Below are 20,531 nucleotides of genomic sequence, written 5' to 3' on the forward strand. Positions count from 1 at the left end.
GCTCGCTTCTGGCGACAGCGAGACTGGCCGCATATGTGCAGCGCTGCGGTTAAGGCCTAGGCCTAGGCTAGGTGACGCAGAGCTGCGCATTGAGAATCAGGGCACGATCGGAGTCGAACAGGTTTGTTCCCGTTGTGTTCCGATTTGCGGACGGATGTGTTACGGTTGAAGGACGTAGCAGCGGAGTCGCCTGTGAATCGCATTGTCTACCTTGATGGACACGCCACAACGCCACTGGCCGACGAGGCTGCCGACGCAATGGCGCCTTATTGGACCGCTCGGGCTGGAAATGCTCAGTCGCCGCACGCGCGAGGGCAGGCGGTTGCTGCGGCAATAGAGCTTGCGCGTGAAGAGGTGGCGCGGCTCATCGGGGCGCAACCGCAAGAGATCGTTTTCACCTCTGGCGCCACGGAAGCCAACAATCTGGCCATTTTGGGTGTCGCAGAAGCCGCGCGACGGTCAGGCAGTGGCCGCAACAAGGTCATTGCCTCGGCGATTGAGCACAAGAGCGTTCTAGCCGCCCTTGAAGAGCTGGCTAACCGAGGCTTTGAAGTCGCCTTGGCGCCAGTGACGACCGATGGCGTTGTTGATCTCGCGGCGCTTGAGGCCCTGGTCGATGAGCGGACGCTGCTTGTCTCACTCATGGGCGCCAATAACGAGGTGGGTACGATCCAGCCTCTGGCGCAGGCTGCCCGTCTTGTTCATGCCAAGGGCGCGATGATCCATAGCGACCTTGCTCAGCTGGCCGGGAAGTCTCCGGTCGATGTCGCCGCCCTTGATCTCGACTATGCAAGCCTGTCAGCGCACAAGCTGTACGGTCCCATGGGTGTCGGGGCGCTGTTTGTGTCTGGTCTTGCCGACTTGAAGCCGCGTCCGCTGGTGTTTGGCGGGGGGCAGGAGCGGGGGTTGAGGCCGGGCACCTTGCCTGCTCCGCTGCTCGTTGGCTTTGGCGCGGCGTCGGCGGTGGCGACTCGCGATATGGCTGAGGTGAGCCAGCGGCAACAAGTTCTTGCGACGGAGCTGCTGGCGGGACTCGCGGCGCGTCAGGTGCGGCTGCATCAGAACGCCATCGATGCCCCGCGGCTTCCGGGAAGTCTCAGTTTACGATTTCCGTCGGTAGATGCGGACGAGGTTGTTGGGAGGCTTGCCAGCACGATCTGCCTATCGACCGGCTCAGCCTGCTCGGCGGGGCAAATAACGGTTTCTCATGTGCTTAAAGCTATGAGTATGTCTGATGGGCAGGCGCGGTCGGTTATTCGAGTTTATATTGATCGTTACACAACGCTTGATGATATTCATTTTGCCGCGGGGGAGATTGCAACTGCGGTGATGGGTGTTTCCGGTTGCCACTGGGTGAGCGATCCAGTAGGATGTGCTCATGAGGTCCATACTCACTGATTCCGACGTCCGTCTGCAGTTTGCCGGTCACGAGACGTTTCCGCTTCGAATCCTTTGGCTTCGAAAGGCGTATGACGCTTGTGCTTTGGTGCCCGCGGCGAGGGGAACATTTCAGGAACAGGAAGCGATCGCTCGGTTCGGCGTAGGGCGGAACATGGCGATCTCGATCCGCCATTGGGCGCTCGCAGCGGATGTTTTGCGTGACGAAGATGGGATGCTGACGCCGACCGATTGGGCGCGACGGGTGTTCGATCTGGAGACGGGCTTTGATCCCTATCTGGAAGAGCCCTCGACGCTATGGTTGGTTCATGCCGCTATCGCCGGCAAGCCCGAGCTAGCGACTACGTGGTTCTACGCGTTCAATGGCCTTAACCAGGCGACCTTCGACCGCGACATGGTTGTGCAGGGCGTCATGGAGTCGGTGCGTGATCGCCCCGGTCTGCGTATTTCGGCCGATACGCTGCGGCGCGACGTGGAGGTTTTTGTACGCAGCTATGCTGCGCGCGGCGATGGCGGCGAGGACGCCGCCGAGCCGCTGCTCGCCGAGCTTGGTCTGATCCGCGAATCCCGTCTCGCCGGACAATTTGAATTTGTTCGCGGACCTAAGCCCAATCTCACCGACGGTGTCTTTGCGCTGACGCTTTGGCGCTTTTGGCGTCGCTGGCACCAGAATTCGCCGACGATCTCGGTGGAGCAGGCGAGCTACGCGCCAGGCTCGCCCGGGCGGATCTTCAAACTCGATGAGGACAGCGTCCTTGAGCGTCTGACGCGCATGGATCGGGTCACTGACGGCGCCTTGATCTGGAGCGACACGGCCGGTCTTCGCCAGGTCGCGCGGGTTCGCGCGCCGAATGAAGCCCGTCTGCTGGAGCAGGCCTACAACGTTTCGCGAAAGGCTGCGGCATGACCCGGCTTCAGGATGTAGTCCGTGTAGAGCGCCGCTTTGCGCGCTCCGCCCGCATCGACGCTGATCTGCAAGGCACGCCGCCGCTGGTGGGCTATGTCATGCAGCCGAGCGTGCGCCGCGCGCTCGAGACCATGACCGATGGCCTGACGGAGTCGGGGCAGGCGGCTTTTACATGGACGGGGCCTTACGGCGGCGGCAAGTCGTGCGCCGCCCTCCTTGTGGCCAATCTCGTGGCGGGCGCCGAAGAGCAGCGCGCGCTAGCGGCGGAGCTGGCGGGCCCGGAGCTGACCGAGCAATTCGCCCAAGCCTTCCCCGAAAGCGAGAAGGGCTGGGCGGTCTTGGCGCTCACCGGGCGGCGGGCGGAGCTGCGGCAGGAGATTGCCGAAGCCGGCGCGGTAACTTTTGGATGGAACAAGGCCGAGGTCGCAAAGGCTAGCGCCGATGACCGGAATCTATTGGCCAAGCTTGAAGCCGAGTCCCTGTCGCGTGACGGCGTGCTCTTGCTGATCGACGAACTTGGCAAGTTCCTGGAGTATTCGGTCGCCGAAGGCGGCGATGTTCATTTGCTGCAGGACTTGGCTGAGCGGGCCTCGCGCTCCAAAGGCCGGCTCGTGGTGGTCGGTCTTTTGCACCAATCGTTCGAGCAGTATGCCGGAAAGCTCGGCAAGTCGGCGCGCGATGAGTGGGCCAAGGTCCAGGGCCGCTATCTCAACATCCCGTTCGTCGCTCAGGCTGACGAAGTCGCGGCTCTAATCGCTCAGGCGATCAAGTCACCAAAGCGCCCTAAGTGGGCCGCGACCTTGGCTAAAGCGACGGCCGATGCCGTGGCTCAGCGCAAGGCTATCGACGCCGAGACGCTTGGGCAGGTGTTGACGGAGGCATGGCCGCTGCATCCGGTCACGAGCCTCTTGCTAGGGCCAGTGTCGCGGCAACGGTTCGCTCAGAATGAGCGCAGCGTTTTTGGCTTCCTGTCCTCGGCGGAACCTCACGGCTTCCAGGCGCACTTGGCGGCCACCGATTTGGACGACGTCGACCCTTGGTTTGGCCCTGACCAACTCTGGGACTACCTCGTCGCCAATTTCGGCTCGGCTCTGGCGGTGGGGTCGGATGGCGCGCGCCTTTCACTGGCTATGGAAGCGGTCGAAAGGGCGGGTCTGCGCGGCGCCCTTCACGCCAAGCTCGCCAAATCGGCGGCGTTAATCGAGTTCTTCCGCAATGGCTCGGGTCTAGCCGTCGCCGACGACATCCTCTCCCTCTGCGCCCCGGCGGCCACTGAGGCTGACACCGAGGCGGCTATCGCCGAGCTCGTCGAGCGGGCTGTGCTGATCCGCCAGCCGCGGTTGGGCGGCTATGCGCTGTTTGCGGGCAGTGACTTTGATCTTGATGAGGCCATCACCAACCATCGTGACCGCCTCGACGCCGTCGCGCTCGCTGATCTGCCCGCCAGGCTGCAAATCGGCTCGGTAGCGGCCAAACGACACTACGTTGAGACCGGCGCTTTGCGGACCTTCGACGTTGTTCTGCAGCTGGGGGAAGATGTGTCGGGGGACGTGCAGGGCTGGGCCCAGACCTGCGCCGATCGGCTCTCGCGCGGCAAGCGTAAGGCCACCGGACTTTTAGTGATGCTGCTGCCGGACGGCACCTCGTTCGACGTGGATCCTGGCAAGGCAGCCAAGGCGTTGTCTGCAGCGCTTGAGCGCAAAGGCGTCATCGCCGCGGTCGGCGCCGCCAAGTCCGTGGTCATGCTGCGCGAGCATGCCGCCGACCTCTACGCCATCGATCGGCTTGAGGCGGCTCATCCGCAATTGGAGGGCGACCGGATCGCCCGTCGCGAGCTTGCCGCTCGGCGCAGCCAGGTCGCCGATGCCGTGCGTCGCGAGCTTCTGTCCGCCTTTGGCGCGGCCAGTTGGTTTAGCAATGACGCCAAGATGAAGGGTTTGGACGGCAGTCCGCTGGCGTCGATCGCCTCGTTTGTGGCCAGCGCGACCTTTGCTCAGGCACCCGTCGTGCACAGCGAACTGCTCTACCGCGATCGCCCGTCGACGAGCGCCATGGCCGCCCTTCGCGCGCTGGCCTACGCAATGGTGAGCCATGGCGGCCAGGCCGATCTTGGCATGGAAGGATACCCCGCCGAGCGCGGCCTCTATCTGACGGTCCTTAAGCCCTTTGGGCTGCACCGCCAGACCGCTGAGGGCGCTTTCCGGTTCTGCGACCCCGAAGACACCGAACTTGGCGATAGCCTTCGGCCCACTTGGGCCGTTGCCGCCGGCGCCAAGTCGCTTCGGCTCGATGAGCTTTTCCGTCTTTGGGCTAAGCCGCCCTATGGGGTGAAGCGCGGGGTCATGCCGGTCTTGTCGCTAGCCTATTTGCTAGCGCATCGCGCGTCGGTGGCGGTCTATGTGGAGGGAGTCTTTCAGCCGCAACTCGACGAGATCTTTGTCGACCGTCTGCTGCAAGATCCTGGGCATATCGAATTTAAGCGCATCCAAAGGTCGCGGCGCGATGCAGCCTTCATCAATGCGCTGGCGCACCTGTTGAGCAACAACGAAGAAGCGCTTGAGGCTGAAGCGCTGCCGGTGGCCTCGCGTCTCTTCCAGCGGTTCAAGTCGCTGCCTGCATGGGCTCAGCGCACGCAATCGCTAAGCTTAGTGGCGCGTCGCGTTCGCGACATCGTGCTCAAGGCGTCTGATCCCGAAGCGTTGCTCTTCACCGATCTGATGGACGTGCTGAAGGATGAGGCCGATCCGGCGGTGGTGGTGCATGCCGCCCTGGCCGAAAGCGAAGCGGCGTTCCAGGCCATGCTGAGCGATCTTCGCGTTACGCTCGCTGAGCAACTGGGTGTCGACCCTGAGACGTTCGAGGGTCTTGGCCTGCGTTCCGTGACGGTCTCGGGCGTGACCGCCGACCTGCGCTTTGACGCCTTCGCCATGCGCGCCGGCGCGTTCGAGAGCGGGGAGGGCGATGTTGAAGGCCTCGCCAGCCTTCTGGTCCATAAGCCTGCTCGCTCTTGGACCGACCGCGAACAGCAGCAGGCCCGGTTTGAGCTGGCCAAGCTTACTCGCAAGTTCCGCGAAGCCGAGGCGCTCGCCGCGATCAAGGGGCGCGATCCGACCGCGCAGGCGATCTCGCTGATGGTCGGACTTGATCCTAAGACCCAACCTTTGTTCCACGCCTTCGAAGTGACGGAAAAGGAGCGCCGGCAGGCCGATCAATTGGCCGAGCAGCTCTTTGCCGCCATGAAGGATCGCAAAAGCCCGTCGGCGATCGAATACGCCGCTGTGGCCCGCGTGCTTGAGATGCTCTCTTCGACCGTCAGTGAGGCCGCGTGATGCAGGAGCGCCATATCCTCGGAATCTCTGGCGGGCGCGATAGCGCCGCCCTCGCGGTCTATATGCGCGAGACGCAGCCTGAGCTTGATCTGGAGTATTTCTTCACCGACACCGGTAAGGAGCTCGACGAGGTCTACCGGTTCCTAGATCGGCTCGAGGGGTTCCTGGGCAAGCCCATCACCCGCCTCAATCCAGATCGTGATTTCGAGTTCTGGCTGCGTGAATACAACCACTTCCTGCCGTCGCCGCGCACGCGCTGGTGCACGCGTCAACTGAAGTTGCGTCCGCTTGAGCTGTGGCTACGCAAGGACCTGGACGACGGGGTGATCGTCAATTCCTACGTCGCGATCCGCTCGGACGAACCGCACCGCGAGGGCTATCAGTCCACTCACGAGAACATGCGCGTACATCTGCCGCTGCGTGAGGCCGGCATCGACCGGCAAGGCGTGCTCGAGATGCTCGACAGCGCTGGCGTGGGCGAACCGGAATACTATAGCTGGCGCTCGCGGTCGGGCTGCACCTTCTGTTTCTTCCAACAGAAGATCGAGTGGGTGCGGCTGTCGCGTGAACACCCTGACGCCTTTGAAGAAGCCAAGGGTTACGAAAAGACAGCTCTTAGCCACGGCTCGCCGTTCACCTGGAGCCAAGGCGAGAGCCTTGATGATCTCGCGCAGCCTAAGCGTGTGGCGGAAATCGAACAGGAATACGAAGCGCGCCGCGCTCGGCTTCTGGCCCGTCGCCCCGTCAATCCGCTCGCGGGCGACCTAGCCCCGAGCATTGACGAGCTTTATGGTATTGATGAAGCTGCGGCTGGCTGCGTGATTTGCCACAAATAACCGTGTTGCGGCCAGCCGCGAACCGCCTATAGCTAAGCTCAAGGCGCCACGGTGGGTTGAGCGCGCAGCAGCGGGGGAAGGGTGTCCAAGCGTCTGATCGAGACTTTGGCCCGCGCCGGCGTTGAGCCCCTCTATGGCTTAGCGGGCAAGAGCGCGGTTGATCTCCTCGAGCGGCTTGAGGTCAAGGCGCTCAACGCCCACACCTTGGCGACCATCGTTGTTGAACGTCTAGGCGCAAGCGCCGCCCTTGGAGCGCGCGATGTTCGTGCTTTGACGCTAGACTCGTTGAAGGGCGAGGAGGCCGAGCAACTTCGCGAAATCCTTGGCCTGCCAGCCATGGATCCGTTTGAGGCGCTCTCACGCGTTGATTTCGATCGCTCCCAAGGTCAGCTCGCGACGCTGCATGCCTTTTTCGGCGTGGCCTTCGAGGTCGACGACGCAGAGGAGAAAATCCCTCTAGCGACGGTGACCTCGCCCTACACGCTGTTTGCTCACCAGCGGCGGGCCTCGCTCGCGGTCCGAGAAAAGCTAAAGCCGCGTAATGCGCGCGTGCTGCTCCACATGCCAACCGGCGCTGGCAAGACCCGCACGGCGATGACCACGATCGTGGACCTTCTTCGCGAACTGCCGGATGGACAGGTGGTGGTTTGGCTCGCTCATTCTGAGGAGCTTTGCGATCAGGCCTTTGACGAAGCCGTCAAGGCTTGGACGGCTTTGGGGCCGCGTCCGTTCACGGTCTATCGCCACTATGGCGACCATCGGATCGGGCGGTTTGAAACGGTCAAGGACGGGTTTATCGTCGCAAGCCTGCAGCTGCTCTACAAAGATAGCCTGGCGCGGCAGGGGGAAATTCTTGATCTTGCCGGCCGGGTGAAACTCATCGTCATGGATGAGGCTCATCAGGCCACCGCGCCGACCTATTCGCACCTGATCAACCTGCTTCAACGTCGGCCCGCCACGGGCGTCCTTGGCCTTTCGGCTACGCCTGGACGCTCGTTGAAGGACGTTGGCGCGGATCTCAAGCTGGCAGCGTTTTTCAACCGCCAGAAGGTGAAGTTGGAAATCGACGGCTATAGCAATCCGGTCGAGTATCTGACGGCGGAAGGTTATTTGGCCAAAACCGAGTTCATTCGACTTCCTTTCGAGCCCAAGGGCGATGTGACCCTTACCGACGTTGAAGCCGCTCGCATCGGCGAGGGGTTTGATCTTCCGCTGCGCGTCATCGAGCAGCTCGCCGCGGACGACGCTCGCAATCTGCTTATCCTCCAGGCCGTCGAGGCCGAGGTCGCAAACGGGGGCAAGATCATCCTTTTTGCGATGTCGGTGGAGCACGCCAGTCTGCTGGCCAGTGTGTTGCGCCTTCGCGGTGTCGCCGCCGCGGCGGTGACCTCCAGCACGCCGAAGGAACGGCGTCGGCAGGTTATTCAGCGCTATCGTGAGACCGACGAGATCGACGTTCTGTGTAACTACGGTGTGCTCACGACCGGATTTGACGCCCCTAAGACCAATGTTGCCTTCATCGCAAGACCGACAACTTCGGTCTCGCTTTACAGTCAAATGATCGGTCGGGCCGCTCGCGGCAAACGCGCCGGTGGTAACGACACCTGCCGGGTTCTTACGGTCGTCGATCAAGCGCCAGGTTTTAGAAGTCTCGCTGATGGGTTCGCGTTCTGGGATGATATTTGGGAGGGGGAGTAAGAGGTTGAGCTTCGCGATTATTCCGCAAAAGCTGTCCATCAAGGCGATGCGCAGCTCGGGCTACAAGGACAGCGCCTACGCCATTGCCGAGCTCATCGATAACTCGATCCAGGCCGGCGAAAAGCTTTCACGGCCGGTCTCCGTTGAGGTCATCTGCGTCGACAAAGCAGGCTATGACAGCCCCGGAGGCCGGCGCCGGCTAGACCGTTTGGCCGTCTATGACAACGCCTGTGGCATGGACAAGGAAACGCTACGCCGGGCGCTGCAGTTTGGCGTTGGCAACCACCTTGAGGAAGACGACCAAAAGGGCATTGGGAAGTTCGGGATGGGCTTGCCCAACTCTTCGATTTCCCAGGCGCGTCGCGTGGACGTCTATACCTGGCGTGACGGAGAGACCTGGCACAGCTATCTCGACGTTGACGATATACAGGAAGGCCGCTTGGTCGACGTGCCTGAGCCGCAGGCGTCGGTGCTGCCTCCTGAATGGCTGTGTCTGATCAGCGGTGATCAGGGCGAGAGCGGCACCCTTGTTATCTGGACGCAGCTGGACTTGATGAAGTGGAAGCAGAGCACGGCTCTGCTTCGCAACGCTGAATTGATGATTGGACGTATCTACCGCTACTTCATCAATACAAAAAAAGCGACCATTCGCCTGGCCGCGTATGAAGAGATCAGCGGCGGGCGCTTCAACAGCGTCAGCGACGACTTCGTTCGGCCGAACGATCCGCTGATGTTGATGACGGGCACGAGCGCGCCAGCGCCCTACGATGATACGCCCGCGTTCGAGCCCTTCGGAGAGCCCCAAGAGCTTGAGGTCGGATATGGCGGCCAAAGCCACATCGTCACGATCGCCGCTTCGATCTGTAAGGTGGAGACCCGGAAAAGGGGCGGTAGCTCGAGCATTGGCTCGTTCGCGAAGAAAAATCAGGGCGTGTCCGTCGTGCGCGCCGATCGCGAGCTTGAGCTCAATCGCTCCTTTGAGAACTCCTACGATCCGCGCGAACGTTGGTGGGGCGTGGAGGTGGCCTTCACGCCGGCGCTCGATGAGGTGTTTGGCGTTTCGAACAACAAGCAATCCGCGACGGGCTTCCATCGTCTAGACATCGACGATGACGCCGCAGCCCACGGTATGAGCCTTGCCGACTATCAAGAACAGCTCAGGCTCGACAATGATCCTCGTCTGCCGATGTACGAGATCAGCAAGGCGATCGATAAGCTGCTTGAGACTATGCGCGACCAGATCGCGCGGATGCGCGAGGGCGAGCGGATCGAGAGGGCCGCGCAAGGCGAGGACGGCTCTACCGCCGAAGATATCGCCACGCGCGCTCTGCGCCGTCGGCAGGAGAAGCTCGGCGCCACCGGCGCCAGCGACAAGGACGAGAACAAGCCCGATGACGAGCGCGCCGATGTTTTGACCGGCGAGATCGAGCAAGAGGGCCTCGATCCAGCCAAAGCGCGCGAAATCGCGGTTAGCTACGTCAAACGGAAGATCAAATTCCTCTTCCGCCATGCTGACTTCCCAGGCTTTGCCGTCTTTGACGTCACGTCAAAGGCCGGCGTGATCATTATCACGATCAATACCAAGCACCCCGCCCATGCTCACCTCTTTGAGCTTCTGCGCGAGGGCGAGGCCGACACCCCTGAGAGCCCGGCGCTGCAAGGGCTGAAGCTTCTCCTCACCGCTTGGGCGCGGATGGAAGATGAGGCCTCTGGCGAACGCAAGATCGAGCTTGAGGATATCCGCGGCGAATGGGGGCGGATCGCGCGGGACTTCTTGCGCGAAGCCGACGAGTAGCGCTCGTCCGTGTTCTGGCATGACCTTGATCAACGGCTCTGTGAGCACCTTTCGACAGCGAAGCGCGAAGTGGTGCTTGTGGCGCCGTTCATCAAGGCGACGGCCTTCCAGCGCTTGCTCGACGCCGTCCGCCCCGGGGTTAGGGTGCGCACCTTCACGCGCTGGCGTGTCGATGAGGTGGCCGTAGGTGTCAGCGACCTTGCGGTGCTGGATTTCGTTGAGGCCCACGCCGGCGCGGAGCTTCATCTCTGCGATGAACTTCACGCCAAGGTCTTCCTTGTCGACGGCGCGGCGGCTTTGCTCGGATCTGCCAACATCACCGCCGCAGCGCTCGGCCTCTCGGCAAAGCCAAATTTCGAAGTTTTGCAGGCGACCAGGGTCGCGCCCGGCACGGCGCGGCTCTTTCTTGCCGAACTCGAGGGGCGAAGTCGGCTAGCGACAAGAGCGGAGGCAGAGACCCTGCGCGCCGAGGCGGAGGCTCTCGGCGCAAGGTTGCCACGGGAGGCGGTGACACCGCCTGATGCTCAGGGCGAGGGCGGCGCGATCCAGAAACAATCCTGGTTCCCGTCGTTCCGATCACCAGATCGGCTTTATGCCTTGGCGGTCGATGACGATTGGATGCTGAAGGCGGCTTCTGGTGAACCAGCCCTACAGGATCTCGTCGCGCTAACGCCGCCGCTTGAGGCCGGGGAGGCGGCATTCGACGCCCATGTTCGGGCCGTGTTGCTGGCGTCGCCGCTTGTCGCGTCGCTCGAAGCTTTCCTTGTCGCGCCACAGCGTTTTGGCGCCCTGACCGATTGGCTGCGAACCATCCTACCAGAGGCCAGCCACGAGGGGCGTCAGTCGGCCGGGCAAACGCTCATTCGCTGGCTTACATACTTCTCACCCGATCGGTTCGAGGTTGACGTTCCTGGCACCTATTCGGAAGTGCTGAGGCTACGCAGGTCGTAGGGGGCCTGTTGTTCTGGCGCCGAAGCTGTTGGTCAGCTGAGAGGCTCAGTAGCGGCCGCAAACAAGTCCAATCGCTGTTGGGAACACCTACGGCGGCTTGCGACCCAGATCTATCGCACGGCGTTACGCTTCCCCCTATACACTGCTTCGCGCGAAGACTGGGCCGTCCAATCACGCGGCCGGTCGTGGCGATACCTCAGCCGTTGTGCATGATTGACCGACGTCCAGGTTCTGGAGGCGGCAATTGGCGCGAAGCCGCCGACCGCCTGCCTCTCTACGCCAGTGTACGATCGGACGATTTGGCTGTTGAGATCGGCCTGAACGCAGTCCTTTTAGTCGTCTCCGTAAGCAGCGGAGACGACCGTGGACCCCTCCCAGCCTGATGTCGAACTCTCGCGCAGCCGCAAGATGCTGCGCACCGCCCTGGGGCCCTTGTTGCTGGCGCGGCTCGAGGATCCCGGCGTCGCCGAGGTGATGCTCAATCCCGACGGCCGGGTCTGGGTCGACCGCTTCGCGGGCGGCCTGGTGGACGCGGGGCTGGTGCTGTCGGCTGCAGATGGCGAGCGGATCCTGCGCCTCGTCGCCCACCATGTCGGCGCCGAGATCCATGCCGGGCGGCCGCGCCTGTCGGCCGAGTTGCCGGGCACGGGCGAGCGGATGGAGGGCCTGATGCCGCCGCTGGCGGCGGGGCCGACCTTCGCCCTCCGCAAGCCCGCCAGCCGCGTGTTTCCCCTGGCGGACTATGTCGCTGGCGGCGTGATGAGCGCGGGGGAGGCCGACCGGCTGGCCGCGGCGGTGCGCGACCGGATGAATATCCTGGTGGTGGGGCCGACCTCGAGCGGCAAGACCACCCTGGTCAACGCCCTATTGGCCGAGATCGCCGCCGGCGGGGACCGGGTGGTGATGATCGAGGACGTGGGTGAGCTGCAGTGCGCGGCCCGGAACCTCGTGTCCCTGAAAACCGGGGAGGGCGTAGCGACCCTGGGCGAGCTGGTGCGCTCGTCCCTGCGTCTTCGCCCCGACCGCATCATTATCGGCGAGGTGCGCGGCCCCGAGGCCCTGGACCTGATCAAGGCCTGGGGCACGGGTCATCCCGGGGGCGTCGGCACCCTGCACGCGGGCTCGGCCCTGGGTGCGCTCCTGCGCCTGGAGCAGCTGATCCAGGAAGCCGTGGTCACCGTGCCGCGCGCCCTGATCGCCGAGACCATCGACATCGTCGCCGTCCTCTCCGGACGCGGTCGACAGCGAAGGCTGACCGACCTTTCGCGCCTCTCGGGCCTGGGCCCTGACGGGGCCTACCAGCTCAGTCCGCTCTGAGCCTCTAACCCCCAACATCCCCCTGAAAACTTGAAGGAGACGGTCTCGTGTTCACGAGCCTTGCCCTGCCGCGCGCCCATGGGCCGCGGCCATCGACCCTGCGCGCCTGGATGTTCGGCCGCGACCTGGCGCGAGACCTGCGCCGCCTGCTGTCGCGGGCTGCGCTGCGTGGCGTTGGGGCTGGCCTGACCGGCGCGGCGCTGCTGTGCGCGGCTCAGGCCCACGCGGCCGGCTCGTCCATGCCCTGGGAAGAACCGCTGCAGCGGATCCTGGAGTCGATCGAAGGCCCGGTCGCCAAGATCATCGCGGTGATCATCATCATCGTCACGGGCCTGTCCCTGGCGTTCGGCGACAGCTCCGGCGGCGCGCGCAAACTGATCCAGATCGTCTTTGGCCTGTCGATCGCCTTCGCCGCCTCCAGCTTCTTCCTGTCGTTCTTCTCGTTCGGCGGCGGAGCGCTGGTCTGATGGCCGCCTCGGGGTACGCCGCGCCCGTTCACCGGGCCCTCACCGAGACCATGCTGCTGGCCGGTGCGCCGCGCGGGATCGCCCTGGTCAACGGCACCTTGGCCGCGGCCTTGGGGTTGGGCTTGCGGCTGTGGCTGGTCGGGATCGCCGTCTGGCTGGTCGGCCACGGCCTGGCGGTCTGGGCCGCGCGGCGTGACCCGCAGATCTTCGATGTCGGCCGCCGACATGTGCGCCTGCCGGCCCGGCTGGAGGTCTAAGCGGTGCTGGACCTTCGCGACTATCCACGTCGGGGCAAGGTGCTGGCCGACTATCTGCCCTGGGCGGCCCTGGTCGCGCCCGGCGTGGTGCTCAACAAGGACGGGGCCTTCCAGCGCACCGCCGAGTTTCGCGGGCCGGACCTGGCCTCGGCCAGCGAGGCGGAAGTCGCCGCCGTCGCCGCGCGGCTGAACGGGGCGCTGCGGCGCCTAGGATCGGGCTGGGCCCTGTTCGTCGAGGCCCGTCGCGATCCGGCCATGGCCTATCCGGACAGCGTGTTCGCCGATCCGGTCTCGGGTCTGGTCGACGAGGAACGCAAGGCGCGGTTTCGCCAGGCCGGCGAGCACTTCGAGAGCCGCTACTTCCTGACCTTGGTCTATCTGCCGCCGGCCGAGCGCGCCGGGCGGCTGGAGGGGCTGTTTGTCGAAGGGCGGGGCTCGGGCCAGATCGACTGGCGCGCCGAGCTGGACGCCTTCGTCGATCGTTCCAACCGGCTCCTGGCCTTGCTTGAGGGCCTGATGCCGCTGGCCGCTTGGCTGGATGACGCGGCGACCTTGAGTTTCCTGCACGGGGCGATCTCGACGGCGCGCCAGTCGGTGCGCGTGCCCGAAACGCCCATGCAGCTGGACGTGCTGCTGGCCACCGAGCCCCTGGACGGCGGCCTGGAGCCGCGCCTGGGCGAGGCGTATCTGCGGGTTCTGACGATCGTCGGGTTTCCGACCCAGACCGTGCCGGGCGTGCTCGACGAGCTCAATCGCCTGGCCTTCGCCTACCGCTGGACCACCCGGGCCATCTGCCTGGACAAGCCGGCCGCCGCGGCCCTGCTGGGCAAGATCCGCCGCCAGTGGTTCGCCAAGCGCAAGTCGGTCGCCGCCCTCCTGAGAGAGGCCCTGACCCAGGAGCCGTCGGCGCTGCTCGACAGCGACGCGGCCAACAAAGCGGCCGAGGCGGATATGGCCCTGCAGGATCTCGGCGGAGACACGGTCTCCTACGCCTATGTCACCGCAAGCCTGGTGGTCTGGGACCGCGACCCGGCCATTGCCGACGCCAAGCTGGCCCTGGCCGAGAAGGTCATCCAGGGGCGCGACTTCACGGTGATCCGCGAGCGGGTCAACGCCGTGGAAGCCTGGCTCGGATCGATCCCGGGTCAGGTCTACGCCAATATCCGCCAGCCGCCGCTTTCGACCCTGAACCTCGCCCATATCGCGCCCTTGTCGGCGGTGTGGGCGGGGCCGCGCCGCAATGCCCATCTGAGCGGGCCGCCGCTGCTGATGGCCCGGACCGAGGGTTCGACGCCGTTTCGCCTGTCGCTGCATGTCGGCGATGTCGGCCACACCCTGGTGGTCGGGCCGACCGGGGCCGGCAAGAGCGTGCTGCTGGCCCTGATCGCCCTGTCGTTCCGACGTTATGCCGGATCGCAAATCTTCGCCTTCGACTTCGGCGGTTCGATCCGGGCCGCGGCCCTCGGCATGGGCGGCGCCTTCCATGACCTGGGCGGCGTGCTGGCCGGCCAGGGCGGCTCCAGCGGGAGTGTTGTGGCCCTGCAGCCGCTGGCGGCGATTGACCAGGTGGCCGAGCGCACCTGGGCGGTCGACTGGCTGGTCGCCATTCTGGCCCGCGAGGGGGTCTTGATCACCCCGGCCGTGCGCGACCACGTCTGGTCGGCCCTGGCCAGTCTGGCCTCCGCCCCGGCCGGGGAGCGCACCCTCAGCGGTCTGATCGCGCTCCTGGCCTCGCGCGAGCTGAAGGACGCCCTGGCGCCTTATGGTCTGGGCGGGCCTTGGGGCGGCCTGCTCGACGGCGACCACGAGAGCGTGGGGACCGACGATGTCCAGGCCTTCGAGACCGAGGGGCTGCTGGGCACGGCCGCCGCCCCGGCCGTCCTGGCCTATCTCTTCCACCGTGTCTCGCGCCGCCTCGACGGCCGCCCGGCCCTGATCCTGGTCGACGAGGCGTGGCTGGCCCTCGATGATCCGGCCTTCGGCGCGCAGCTGGAGACCTGGCTGGGCACGGTGCGCAAGAAGAACGGCTCGGTGGTGCTGTCGACCCTGTCGCTGGCCCAGGTCGAGAAGAGCGCCATCGCCGCCTCGATCGCCGAGCTTTGCCTGACGCGGATCTTCCTGCCCAACGCCTGGGCCATGGACCCGCAGGGGGCGGCGACCTATCGGCGGTTCGGGTTCAACGATCGCCAGATCGAGATCCTCGCCCGGGCCACGCCCAAGCGCGACTACTACCTGCGCACGGCCGCCGGCGACCGGCTCTTCGATCTCGATCTCGGACCCGTGGCCCTGGCGTTCTGCGCGGCCGCCTCCAAACCCGACCAGGCCGCCATCGCCAGGATTTTGGCCGAGCACGGCCCGGAGGGTTTTGGCCGCGCCTGGCTGGTCCATCGCGGCCTGTCCTGGGCCGCCGACCTGCTGCCGGGCCAGCCCGGCGCCGACACCCCCTTCTTCCCGGAGCTCCAGTGATGTCTCTGACCCGACGCCGCCTGGCGGCGGCCCTGATGCTTGGCCTGGCGGCCGCGCCGCCGGCCCTGGCCCAGGTCGCCGTCTACGATCCCAGCAACTACGCCCAGAACGTCCTGCAGGCCGCGCGCGCCCTGCAGAGCGTCAACAACCAGATCGCCTCGCTGCAGAACGAAGCGCAGATGCTGATCGGCCAGGCCAGGAACCTGGCCAGCCTGCCGTACTCGTCGCTGGCGACGCTGCAGGCCCAGATCGCCGAGACCCAGGCCCTGATCGGCCAGGCGCGGGGCCTGGCCTATGACGTCGACCAGATCCAGGACGCCTTCCAGGGCCGCTACGGGGCGGTTCCGCTCACCGCTAGCGACCAGGATCTCACCGCGCGGGCCGATCAGCGCTGGGCCACCTCGGTGGCCGGGTTCGAGGACGCCCTGAAGGTCCAGGCCGGGGTCATGGGCGGGCTCGAGGTGGGGCGCGGCGAGATGCAGGCGCTGGTGACGGCGAGCCAGGGCGCCAGCGGCGCCTTGGCGGCTGCCCAGGCGGGCAACCAGCTCCTGGCGCTCCAGGCCCAGCAGCTGACCGCCCTAACCGCCCTGGTCGCCGCGCAAGGTCGGGCGCAGGCGCTGGAGGCGGCCGACCGGGCGGCGGCCCGCGCCGACGCCAAGGCCCGGTTCGCGAGGTTCATGGGGCGCGCGACGGAGGCTTCGCCTCAGCCATGACCCACTCCCGTTCCCTTCAGGTCCTCGTCTGGGGGACCGCGCTGATCATGCTCTTCGGTGCCGCGATCCTGGCGGGTCGGGACGCACCGAAAGCCACACCGGCCCCGGCGGCGGCGTCATCGGCCGATCCCGACCTGGCGCGATGCCGCGCCGCCGGGCAGGCGGCGCTGGGCGACCCGGCCTGTCGCCGGAGCTGGGACGGCGCCCGCGCGCGATTCTTCGGCCATGCGCCGGAGAGCCGGCCATGAACGACACCGGCGTTATCGACCGCTTCTTCGATGTCTTCAGTCGCTACATCGACTCCGGCTTTGGCCTTCTGGGCGGCGAGGTCGCCTTTCTTTCGACCACCCTGGTGGCGATCGACGTCACTCTTGCGGCGCTGTTCTGGGCCTGGGCGCCCGGCGAGGACGTCCTGGCCCGGCTGATCAAGAAGACCCTCTATGTCGGGTTCTTCGCCTTCATCATCGGCAACTTCCACGCCCTGGCCTCGATCATCCTGGCCAGCTTCTCAGGGCAGGGCCTGAAGGCGGCGGGCGGCGGCCTCTCGGCGGAGGACTTCTTGCGGCCGGGACGCGTCGCGGCGGCGGGCGTCTCAGCGGCCAAGCCGATGCTCGAGGCGGCCGCCGAGCTCAGCGGCTTTCCAGCCTTCTTCGAGAACATAGTCCAGGTCGTGGTGCTGCTGATCGGCTGGCTGCTGGTCGTCGTCGCCTTCTTTATCATTTCCGTCCAAATCTTTGTCTGTCTTATAGAATTCAAGCTGACGACCCTGGCCGGCTTCGTGCTCGTGCCGTTCGGCCTGTTCGGGCGCACCGCCTTCCTGGCCGAGCGCGTGCTGGGCAATGTCATCGCCGCGGGGGTCAAGGTCCTGGTGCTGGCGGTGATCACCGGCATCGGCTCGTCGCTGTTTTCCGAATTCACCAGCGCCATCGGGCCTGGCCAGCCCAACCTCGAGACCGTCCTGGCCCTGGGCCTGGCGTCCCTGACCCTGCTCGGCCTGTCGATCTTCGGACCGGGCGTCGCCGCGGGCCTGGTGTCGGGCGCACCGCAGCTGGGCGCCGGTGCGGCGGTCGGCACAGGCCTGATGGTCGGCGGCATGGCCATGGCCGGCGCCGCGGCCGCCCAGCTGGCGGTGAGCGGCGGGACCAGCCTTGCGGCCGGTGCGGCCGCGGCGGGCGGTGGCCGGCCTGGCCCCTCGGGCGGTGGTGATCGGTTGCCGCCCCCGGCCGGGCCGCAAGGCTCGGGGCCGGGTCCTAGCTCCGGCGGCGGATCACCTGGCGGCGCGGCTTCGCCGAAGGCCTCTGGGGGCGACTCGGGCGGATCGTCGGGTGGTTCCTCGGGCGGCTCGGCCAACGCGCCACGCGGCGCCGACTGGGCCGGATCCCGGGCGGGATCACCCGCCGGATTGGAGAGCGACGACGGGCAGGGCGGTGGCCCGCCCGCCTGGGCCCGCGACCTGCAGCATCGCCAGGCCATCGCGCACGGGGCCGGCCTGGTCGCGCACACCCTCGCCAGCGGCGACGCCCACGGCTCGGGTGCCACCCCATCTCTCTTGGAGGATCGTTGATGAACCCGTTCAAGGGCTCGCCGCGCCTGGGCGCGACGCCCGTTCCCGAAACCCCATACCAGCGCGCCGGCCAGGCCTGGGACCTGCGCCTGGGGACCTGGCGCGCCCAGGCCGCCGGTTGGCGCCTGATCGCGCTTGGCCTGCTTGCCGTCAACGCCGGCCAGTCGATGGGCCTGATCTGGCAGGCCGCCCATGGCGGGGTCACGCCGTGGGTCGTGGAGGTCGACAAGTTGGGCGAGGCGAGGGCGACCGCGCCCGCCGTCCAGGGCTGGCGGCCGACCGACCCCATGGTCGCCTGGAGCCTGGCGCGCTGGCTCGAGGGCGTGCGGGCCCTGCCGGCCGACCCTGTGGTGCTGGGCCAGGCCTGGCGGCGGGCCTATGACTTCGTCGACGACGCCGGGGCCGTGGCCTTGTCCGATCACGCGCGCGCCGCTGATCCGTTCGGCCAAGTCGGCAAGATCCAGGTCACCGTCGAGGTCACCAGCGTGGTCCGCGCGTCTCCCGACAGCTTCCGGCTCGCCTGGATCGAGCGCCGTTACGAGAACGGCCAGCTCGCCGCCACCGACCACTGGAGCGGCATCCTCACCCTGGTCCTGCGACCGCCCCGGACGGTCGACGGCTTGCGCAAGAACCCGTTGGGAATCTTCATTCATTCAATGGCCTGGTCCAAGGAGTTCACGTCGTGAGCGCGCCGGTGGGACGGGTGTCGGCGGTCGCCCTGATCGTGGCGGCCGGGTTCGGCGCGAAGGCCTGGAGCGCGGCGCCAGGCCGCCCGCCGACGCCCTTGCAGGCAGAGGTCGCGCCGCGAACCTATGCCTATGAGGACGGCCGGGTCTATGCGGTGCTGGCGAGCCCGGGGCGGATCACAGACGTGGTCCTGCAGCCGGGCGAGCGGCTGGTCGGGTCGGGGCTGGCGGCCGGCGACACCGCGCGATGGATCATCGGCGACACGGTCAGCGGGACGGGAAGCGAGGAGCGGGTGCATGTGCTGGTCAAGCCCTCGGCCCTGGGCCTGGCCACCAACCTGATCATCAACACCTCCCTGCGGACCTACCATCTGGACCTGCGCGCGGTGGCGCGTGGCGGCGATCCGCAGGTGCGCTGGCGCTATGCCGCGCCGCCGGTCGTCCTGGTCGCCGCGCCCCCAGTCCCGGTTGCGCCCCCGGTCGCTGGGGCTGATCCGGACCTGACGCGCCTGAACCTGGCTTATCGGATCAGGGGGGCAAGGGTCGCCTGGCGGCCCTCTCGCGTGTTCGACGACGGCCAGCGGACCTATGTCGAGTTCGCGCCCGCCGTGCGGCTGGTCGATCTGCCGCCGCTGTTCCTCACGGGGCCTGACGGCAAAAGCGCCGAGCTGCTCAACTATCGCCTCGTCGGCCGACGCCTCGTGGTCGATCGCATCCTCGACCGGGCCGAGCTGCGGCTGGGGCAGGGCCGCTGGGCGCGCCGCGTGCGCATTGTGCGGGAGGCGGGCCGATGAGCGGGACGCCTGTCGACGAGGAAGAAAAGGCCATCGCCCGCACCCTGCGCCTGCGGGCCAGTCCGCCGCCGATAACCCGGCTTTCGCGCCGGGCGCTGATGGTCAGCGGCGCGGTGCTGGGCCTGGGTGTGGCCGGGGCCTTGGGCTGGTCGCTGATCGAGCGTCACAAGCCGCCGCCAGAGCCGGCCTACGCGCCCGCCGCCCCGCCGCCCGAACCCGTGGTCAATGCGCCGCGAGGCTACGGCGGCGCGGCCGGCGCGCCGGTGCTGGGGCCGCCGCTGCCGGGCGATCTGGGCCGGCCGATCCTGGCCAACCAGGGCCGTCCGGCGCCGGAGCCGATCGTCGCGTCTCCGCCATCGCCGGCCTTGGCGCGGCGCGTCGATCCGGCCCCGGGGGCCGAGCGCACCGTCCGTCAGGCCGCCGCGTCGAGCGGCCTGTTCGCGGCGAGCGGACCAAGAGCCGGGCCGGCGGGCGCCGCTGCGGCGACGATGGCGGCGGAGACGCCGACCGGCCCCGATCCGCGCATGGTCAGCGCCGAGCGGCTGCAGGCCCCGGCCTCGCCCTATCTGCTGCAGGCAGGGGCGATCATTCCGGCGGCCCTGGTCACCGGCTTGCGGTCGGACATCAAGGGGCCGGCCATCGCCCAGGTCACCCAAAACGTGTTCGACAGCCTGGGCGGCGGGGTGCTGTTGATCCCGGCCGGATCGCGCCTGGTCGGTGAGTACGACAGCGGTCTGGCGGCGGGCCAGAGCCGCCTGGGCGTGGTCTGGACGCGCCTGATCCTGCCGTCGGGCCGTTCGATCGTCCTGGACAAGCTGCCCGCGGCGGATGTGCGCGGCATGACCGGCCTGCAGGACGGCGTCGACCGTCACGGCCGCGAAGTTCTCATGGCGGCGGCGCTCAGCACCCTGCTGGCCGTCGGCGCCGAGGCGGGCGCCTCGGACGAGTCCGATCTCGCCCGCGCCGTGCGCCGGGGAACGTCGGAGGCGGCCGGCGATGTCGGCCGCCAGATGGTCGGCTCCAGTCTGGCGCGCGCGCCAACCCTGACCATCCGGCCCGGCGCGCCGCTGCGCGTGTTGCTGACCCGGGATCTCGTGCTGGAACCTTACGTGGAAGGACGCCGCCCATGAGCAAGTTGAAGCTGGGTCCCATCGAGGACGACACGCCCGTCAAGATCACCCTGGACCTGCCGGCGTCGCTGCACCGCGACCTCGTCGACTACGGCAAGGCGCTCGCCGCCGAGACGGGCGGCAAGGTCGCCGAGCCGGTCAAGCTGATCGCCCCCATGCTGGCCCGGTTCATGGATACCGACCGGGGCTTCACCCGGGGACGCAAGCATCGCGGTCCCTGACG

18 protein-coding genes are annotated in these 20,531 nt (G+C 66.8%); all 18 read left to right on the forward strand.

Features of this window, described 5'->3' with window-relative positions:
* Positions 1-192 precede the first annotated feature (192 nt).
* Positions 193-1,398 carry a cysteine desulfurase family protein gene (locus EIK80_RS16745; protein ID WP_158624710.1) on the forward strand — a complete coding sequence of 402 codons (1,206 nt, stop codon included), beginning with the start codon at positions 193-195 and terminating at the stop codon, positions 1,396-1,398.
* Complete coding sequence (locus EIK80_RS16750) at positions 1,379-2,305, forward strand: DUF4007 family protein (RefSeq protein WP_125158145.1); 927 nt, start codon at positions 1,379-1,381, stop codon at positions 2,303-2,305. Before EIK80_RS16745 ends, EIK80_RS16750 begins: the two co-directional genes overlap by 20 nt.
* A complete protein-coding gene (locus EIK80_RS16755; RefSeq protein WP_125158146.1) occupies positions 2,302-5,634 on the forward strand; it encodes an ATP-binding protein in 3,333 nt (1,110 codons plus the stop codon). The genes EIK80_RS16750 and EIK80_RS16755 overlap by 4 nt, the downstream gene beginning before the upstream one ends.
* Positions 5,634-6,470: a phosphoadenosine phosphosulfate reductase family protein gene (locus tag EIK80_RS16760; protein ID WP_125158147.1), complete on the forward strand. Its 837-nt coding sequence runs from the start codon at positions 5,634-5,636 to the stop codon at positions 6,468-6,470. Before EIK80_RS16755 ends, EIK80_RS16760 begins: the two co-directional genes overlap by 1 nt.
* A gap of 81 nt (positions 6,471-6,551) precedes the next feature.
* Positions 6,552-8,168 carry a DEAD/DEAH box helicase gene (locus EIK80_RS16765; RefSeq protein ID WP_125158148.1) on the forward strand — a complete coding sequence of 539 codons (1,617 nt, stop codon included), beginning with the start codon at positions 6,552-6,554 and terminating at the stop codon, positions 8,166-8,168.
* 4 nt (positions 8,169-8,172) lie between these two features.
* A complete protein-coding gene (locus EIK80_RS16770; protein ID WP_158624711.1) occupies positions 8,173-9,963 on the forward strand; it encodes an ATP-binding protein in 1,791 nt (596 codons plus the stop codon).
* A 9-nt stretch (positions 9,964-9,972) separates the two neighbouring features.
* Positions 9,973-10,914 carry a phospholipase D family protein gene (locus EIK80_RS16775; protein ID WP_125158150.1) on the forward strand — a complete coding sequence of 314 codons (942 nt, stop codon included), beginning with the start codon at positions 9,973-9,975 and terminating at the stop codon, positions 10,912-10,914.
* A gap of 408 nt (positions 10,915-11,322) precedes the next feature.
* Positions 11,323-12,231 (forward strand): P-type conjugative transfer ATPase TrbB, encoded by a 909-nt coding sequence (gene trbB / locus EIK80_RS16780; protein ID WP_125158283.1) that lies wholly within the window; start codon positions 11,323-11,325, stop codon positions 12,229-12,231.
* Between the two features lie 110 nt (positions 12,232-12,341).
* On the forward strand, positions 12,342-12,698 hold the full coding sequence (locus tag EIK80_RS16785; RefSeq protein WP_125158284.1) for a TrbC/VirB2 family protein: 357 nt from the start codon (positions 12,342-12,344) through the stop codon (positions 12,696-12,698).
* Positions 12,698-12,955, forward strand: a complete 258-nt coding sequence (locus tag EIK80_RS16790) for a VirB3 family type IV secretion system protein (RefSeq protein ID WP_125158151.1) — start codon at positions 12,698-12,700, stop codon at positions 12,953-12,955. Before EIK80_RS16785 ends, EIK80_RS16790 begins: the two co-directional genes overlap by 1 nt.
* A gap of 3 nt (positions 12,956-12,958) precedes the next feature.
* The gene (trbE, locus tag EIK80_RS16795; protein ID WP_125158152.1) at positions 12,959-15,421 is read left to right on the forward strand and encodes a conjugal transfer protein TrbE; all 2,463 of its coding nucleotides are present in this window, start codon (positions 12,959-12,961) and stop codon (positions 15,419-15,421) included.
* Positions 15,421-16,134, forward strand: a complete 714-nt coding sequence (gene trbJ / locus EIK80_RS16800; RefSeq protein WP_125158153.1) for a P-type conjugative transfer protein TrbJ — start codon at positions 15,421-15,423, stop codon at positions 16,132-16,134. The genes trbE and trbJ overlap by 1 nt, the downstream gene beginning before the upstream one ends.
* Positions 16,131-16,382 carry a putative entry exclusion protein TrbK-alt gene (gene trbK-alt, locus EIK80_RS16805; protein ID WP_125158154.1) on the forward strand — a complete coding sequence of 84 codons (252 nt, stop codon included), beginning with the start codon at positions 16,131-16,133 and terminating at the stop codon, positions 16,380-16,382. Before trbJ ends, trbK-alt begins: the two co-directional genes overlap by 4 nt.
* Entirely contained in the window at positions 16,379-17,698 is a 1,320-nt protein-coding gene (gene trbL, locus EIK80_RS16810) for a P-type conjugative transfer protein TrbL (protein ID WP_125158155.1), read from the forward strand. The genes trbK-alt and trbL overlap by 4 nt, the downstream gene beginning before the upstream one ends.
* Complete coding sequence (gene trbF, locus EIK80_RS16815) at positions 17,698-18,384, forward strand: conjugal transfer protein TrbF (RefSeq protein ID WP_125158156.1); 687 nt, start codon at positions 17,698-17,700, stop codon at positions 18,382-18,384. Before trbL ends, trbF begins: the two co-directional genes overlap by 1 nt.
* A complete protein-coding gene (gene trbG / locus EIK80_RS16820; RefSeq protein ID WP_233586741.1) occupies positions 18,381-19,178 on the forward strand; it encodes a P-type conjugative transfer protein TrbG in 798 nt (265 codons plus the stop codon). The genes trbF and trbG overlap by 4 nt, the downstream gene beginning before the upstream one ends.
* Entirely contained in the window at positions 19,175-20,308 is a 1,134-nt protein-coding gene (locus tag EIK80_RS16825) for a TrbI/VirB10 family protein (RefSeq protein ID WP_125158157.1), read from the forward strand. Before trbG ends, EIK80_RS16825 begins: the two co-directional genes overlap by 4 nt.
* Positions 20,305-20,529: a DUF2274 domain-containing protein gene (locus tag EIK80_RS16830; RefSeq protein ID WP_125158158.1), complete on the forward strand. Its 225-nt coding sequence runs from the start codon at positions 20,305-20,307 to the stop codon at positions 20,527-20,529. The genes EIK80_RS16825 and EIK80_RS16830 overlap by 4 nt, the downstream gene beginning before the upstream one ends.
* The last annotated feature ends 2 nt before the right edge of the window (positions 20,530-20,531 follow it).

Origin of the sequence: Caulobacter sp. 602-1 (assembly GCF_003931565.1) — a bacterium.
Lineage (GTDB): Bacteria > Pseudomonadota > Alphaproteobacteria > Caulobacterales > Caulobacteraceae > Caulobacter.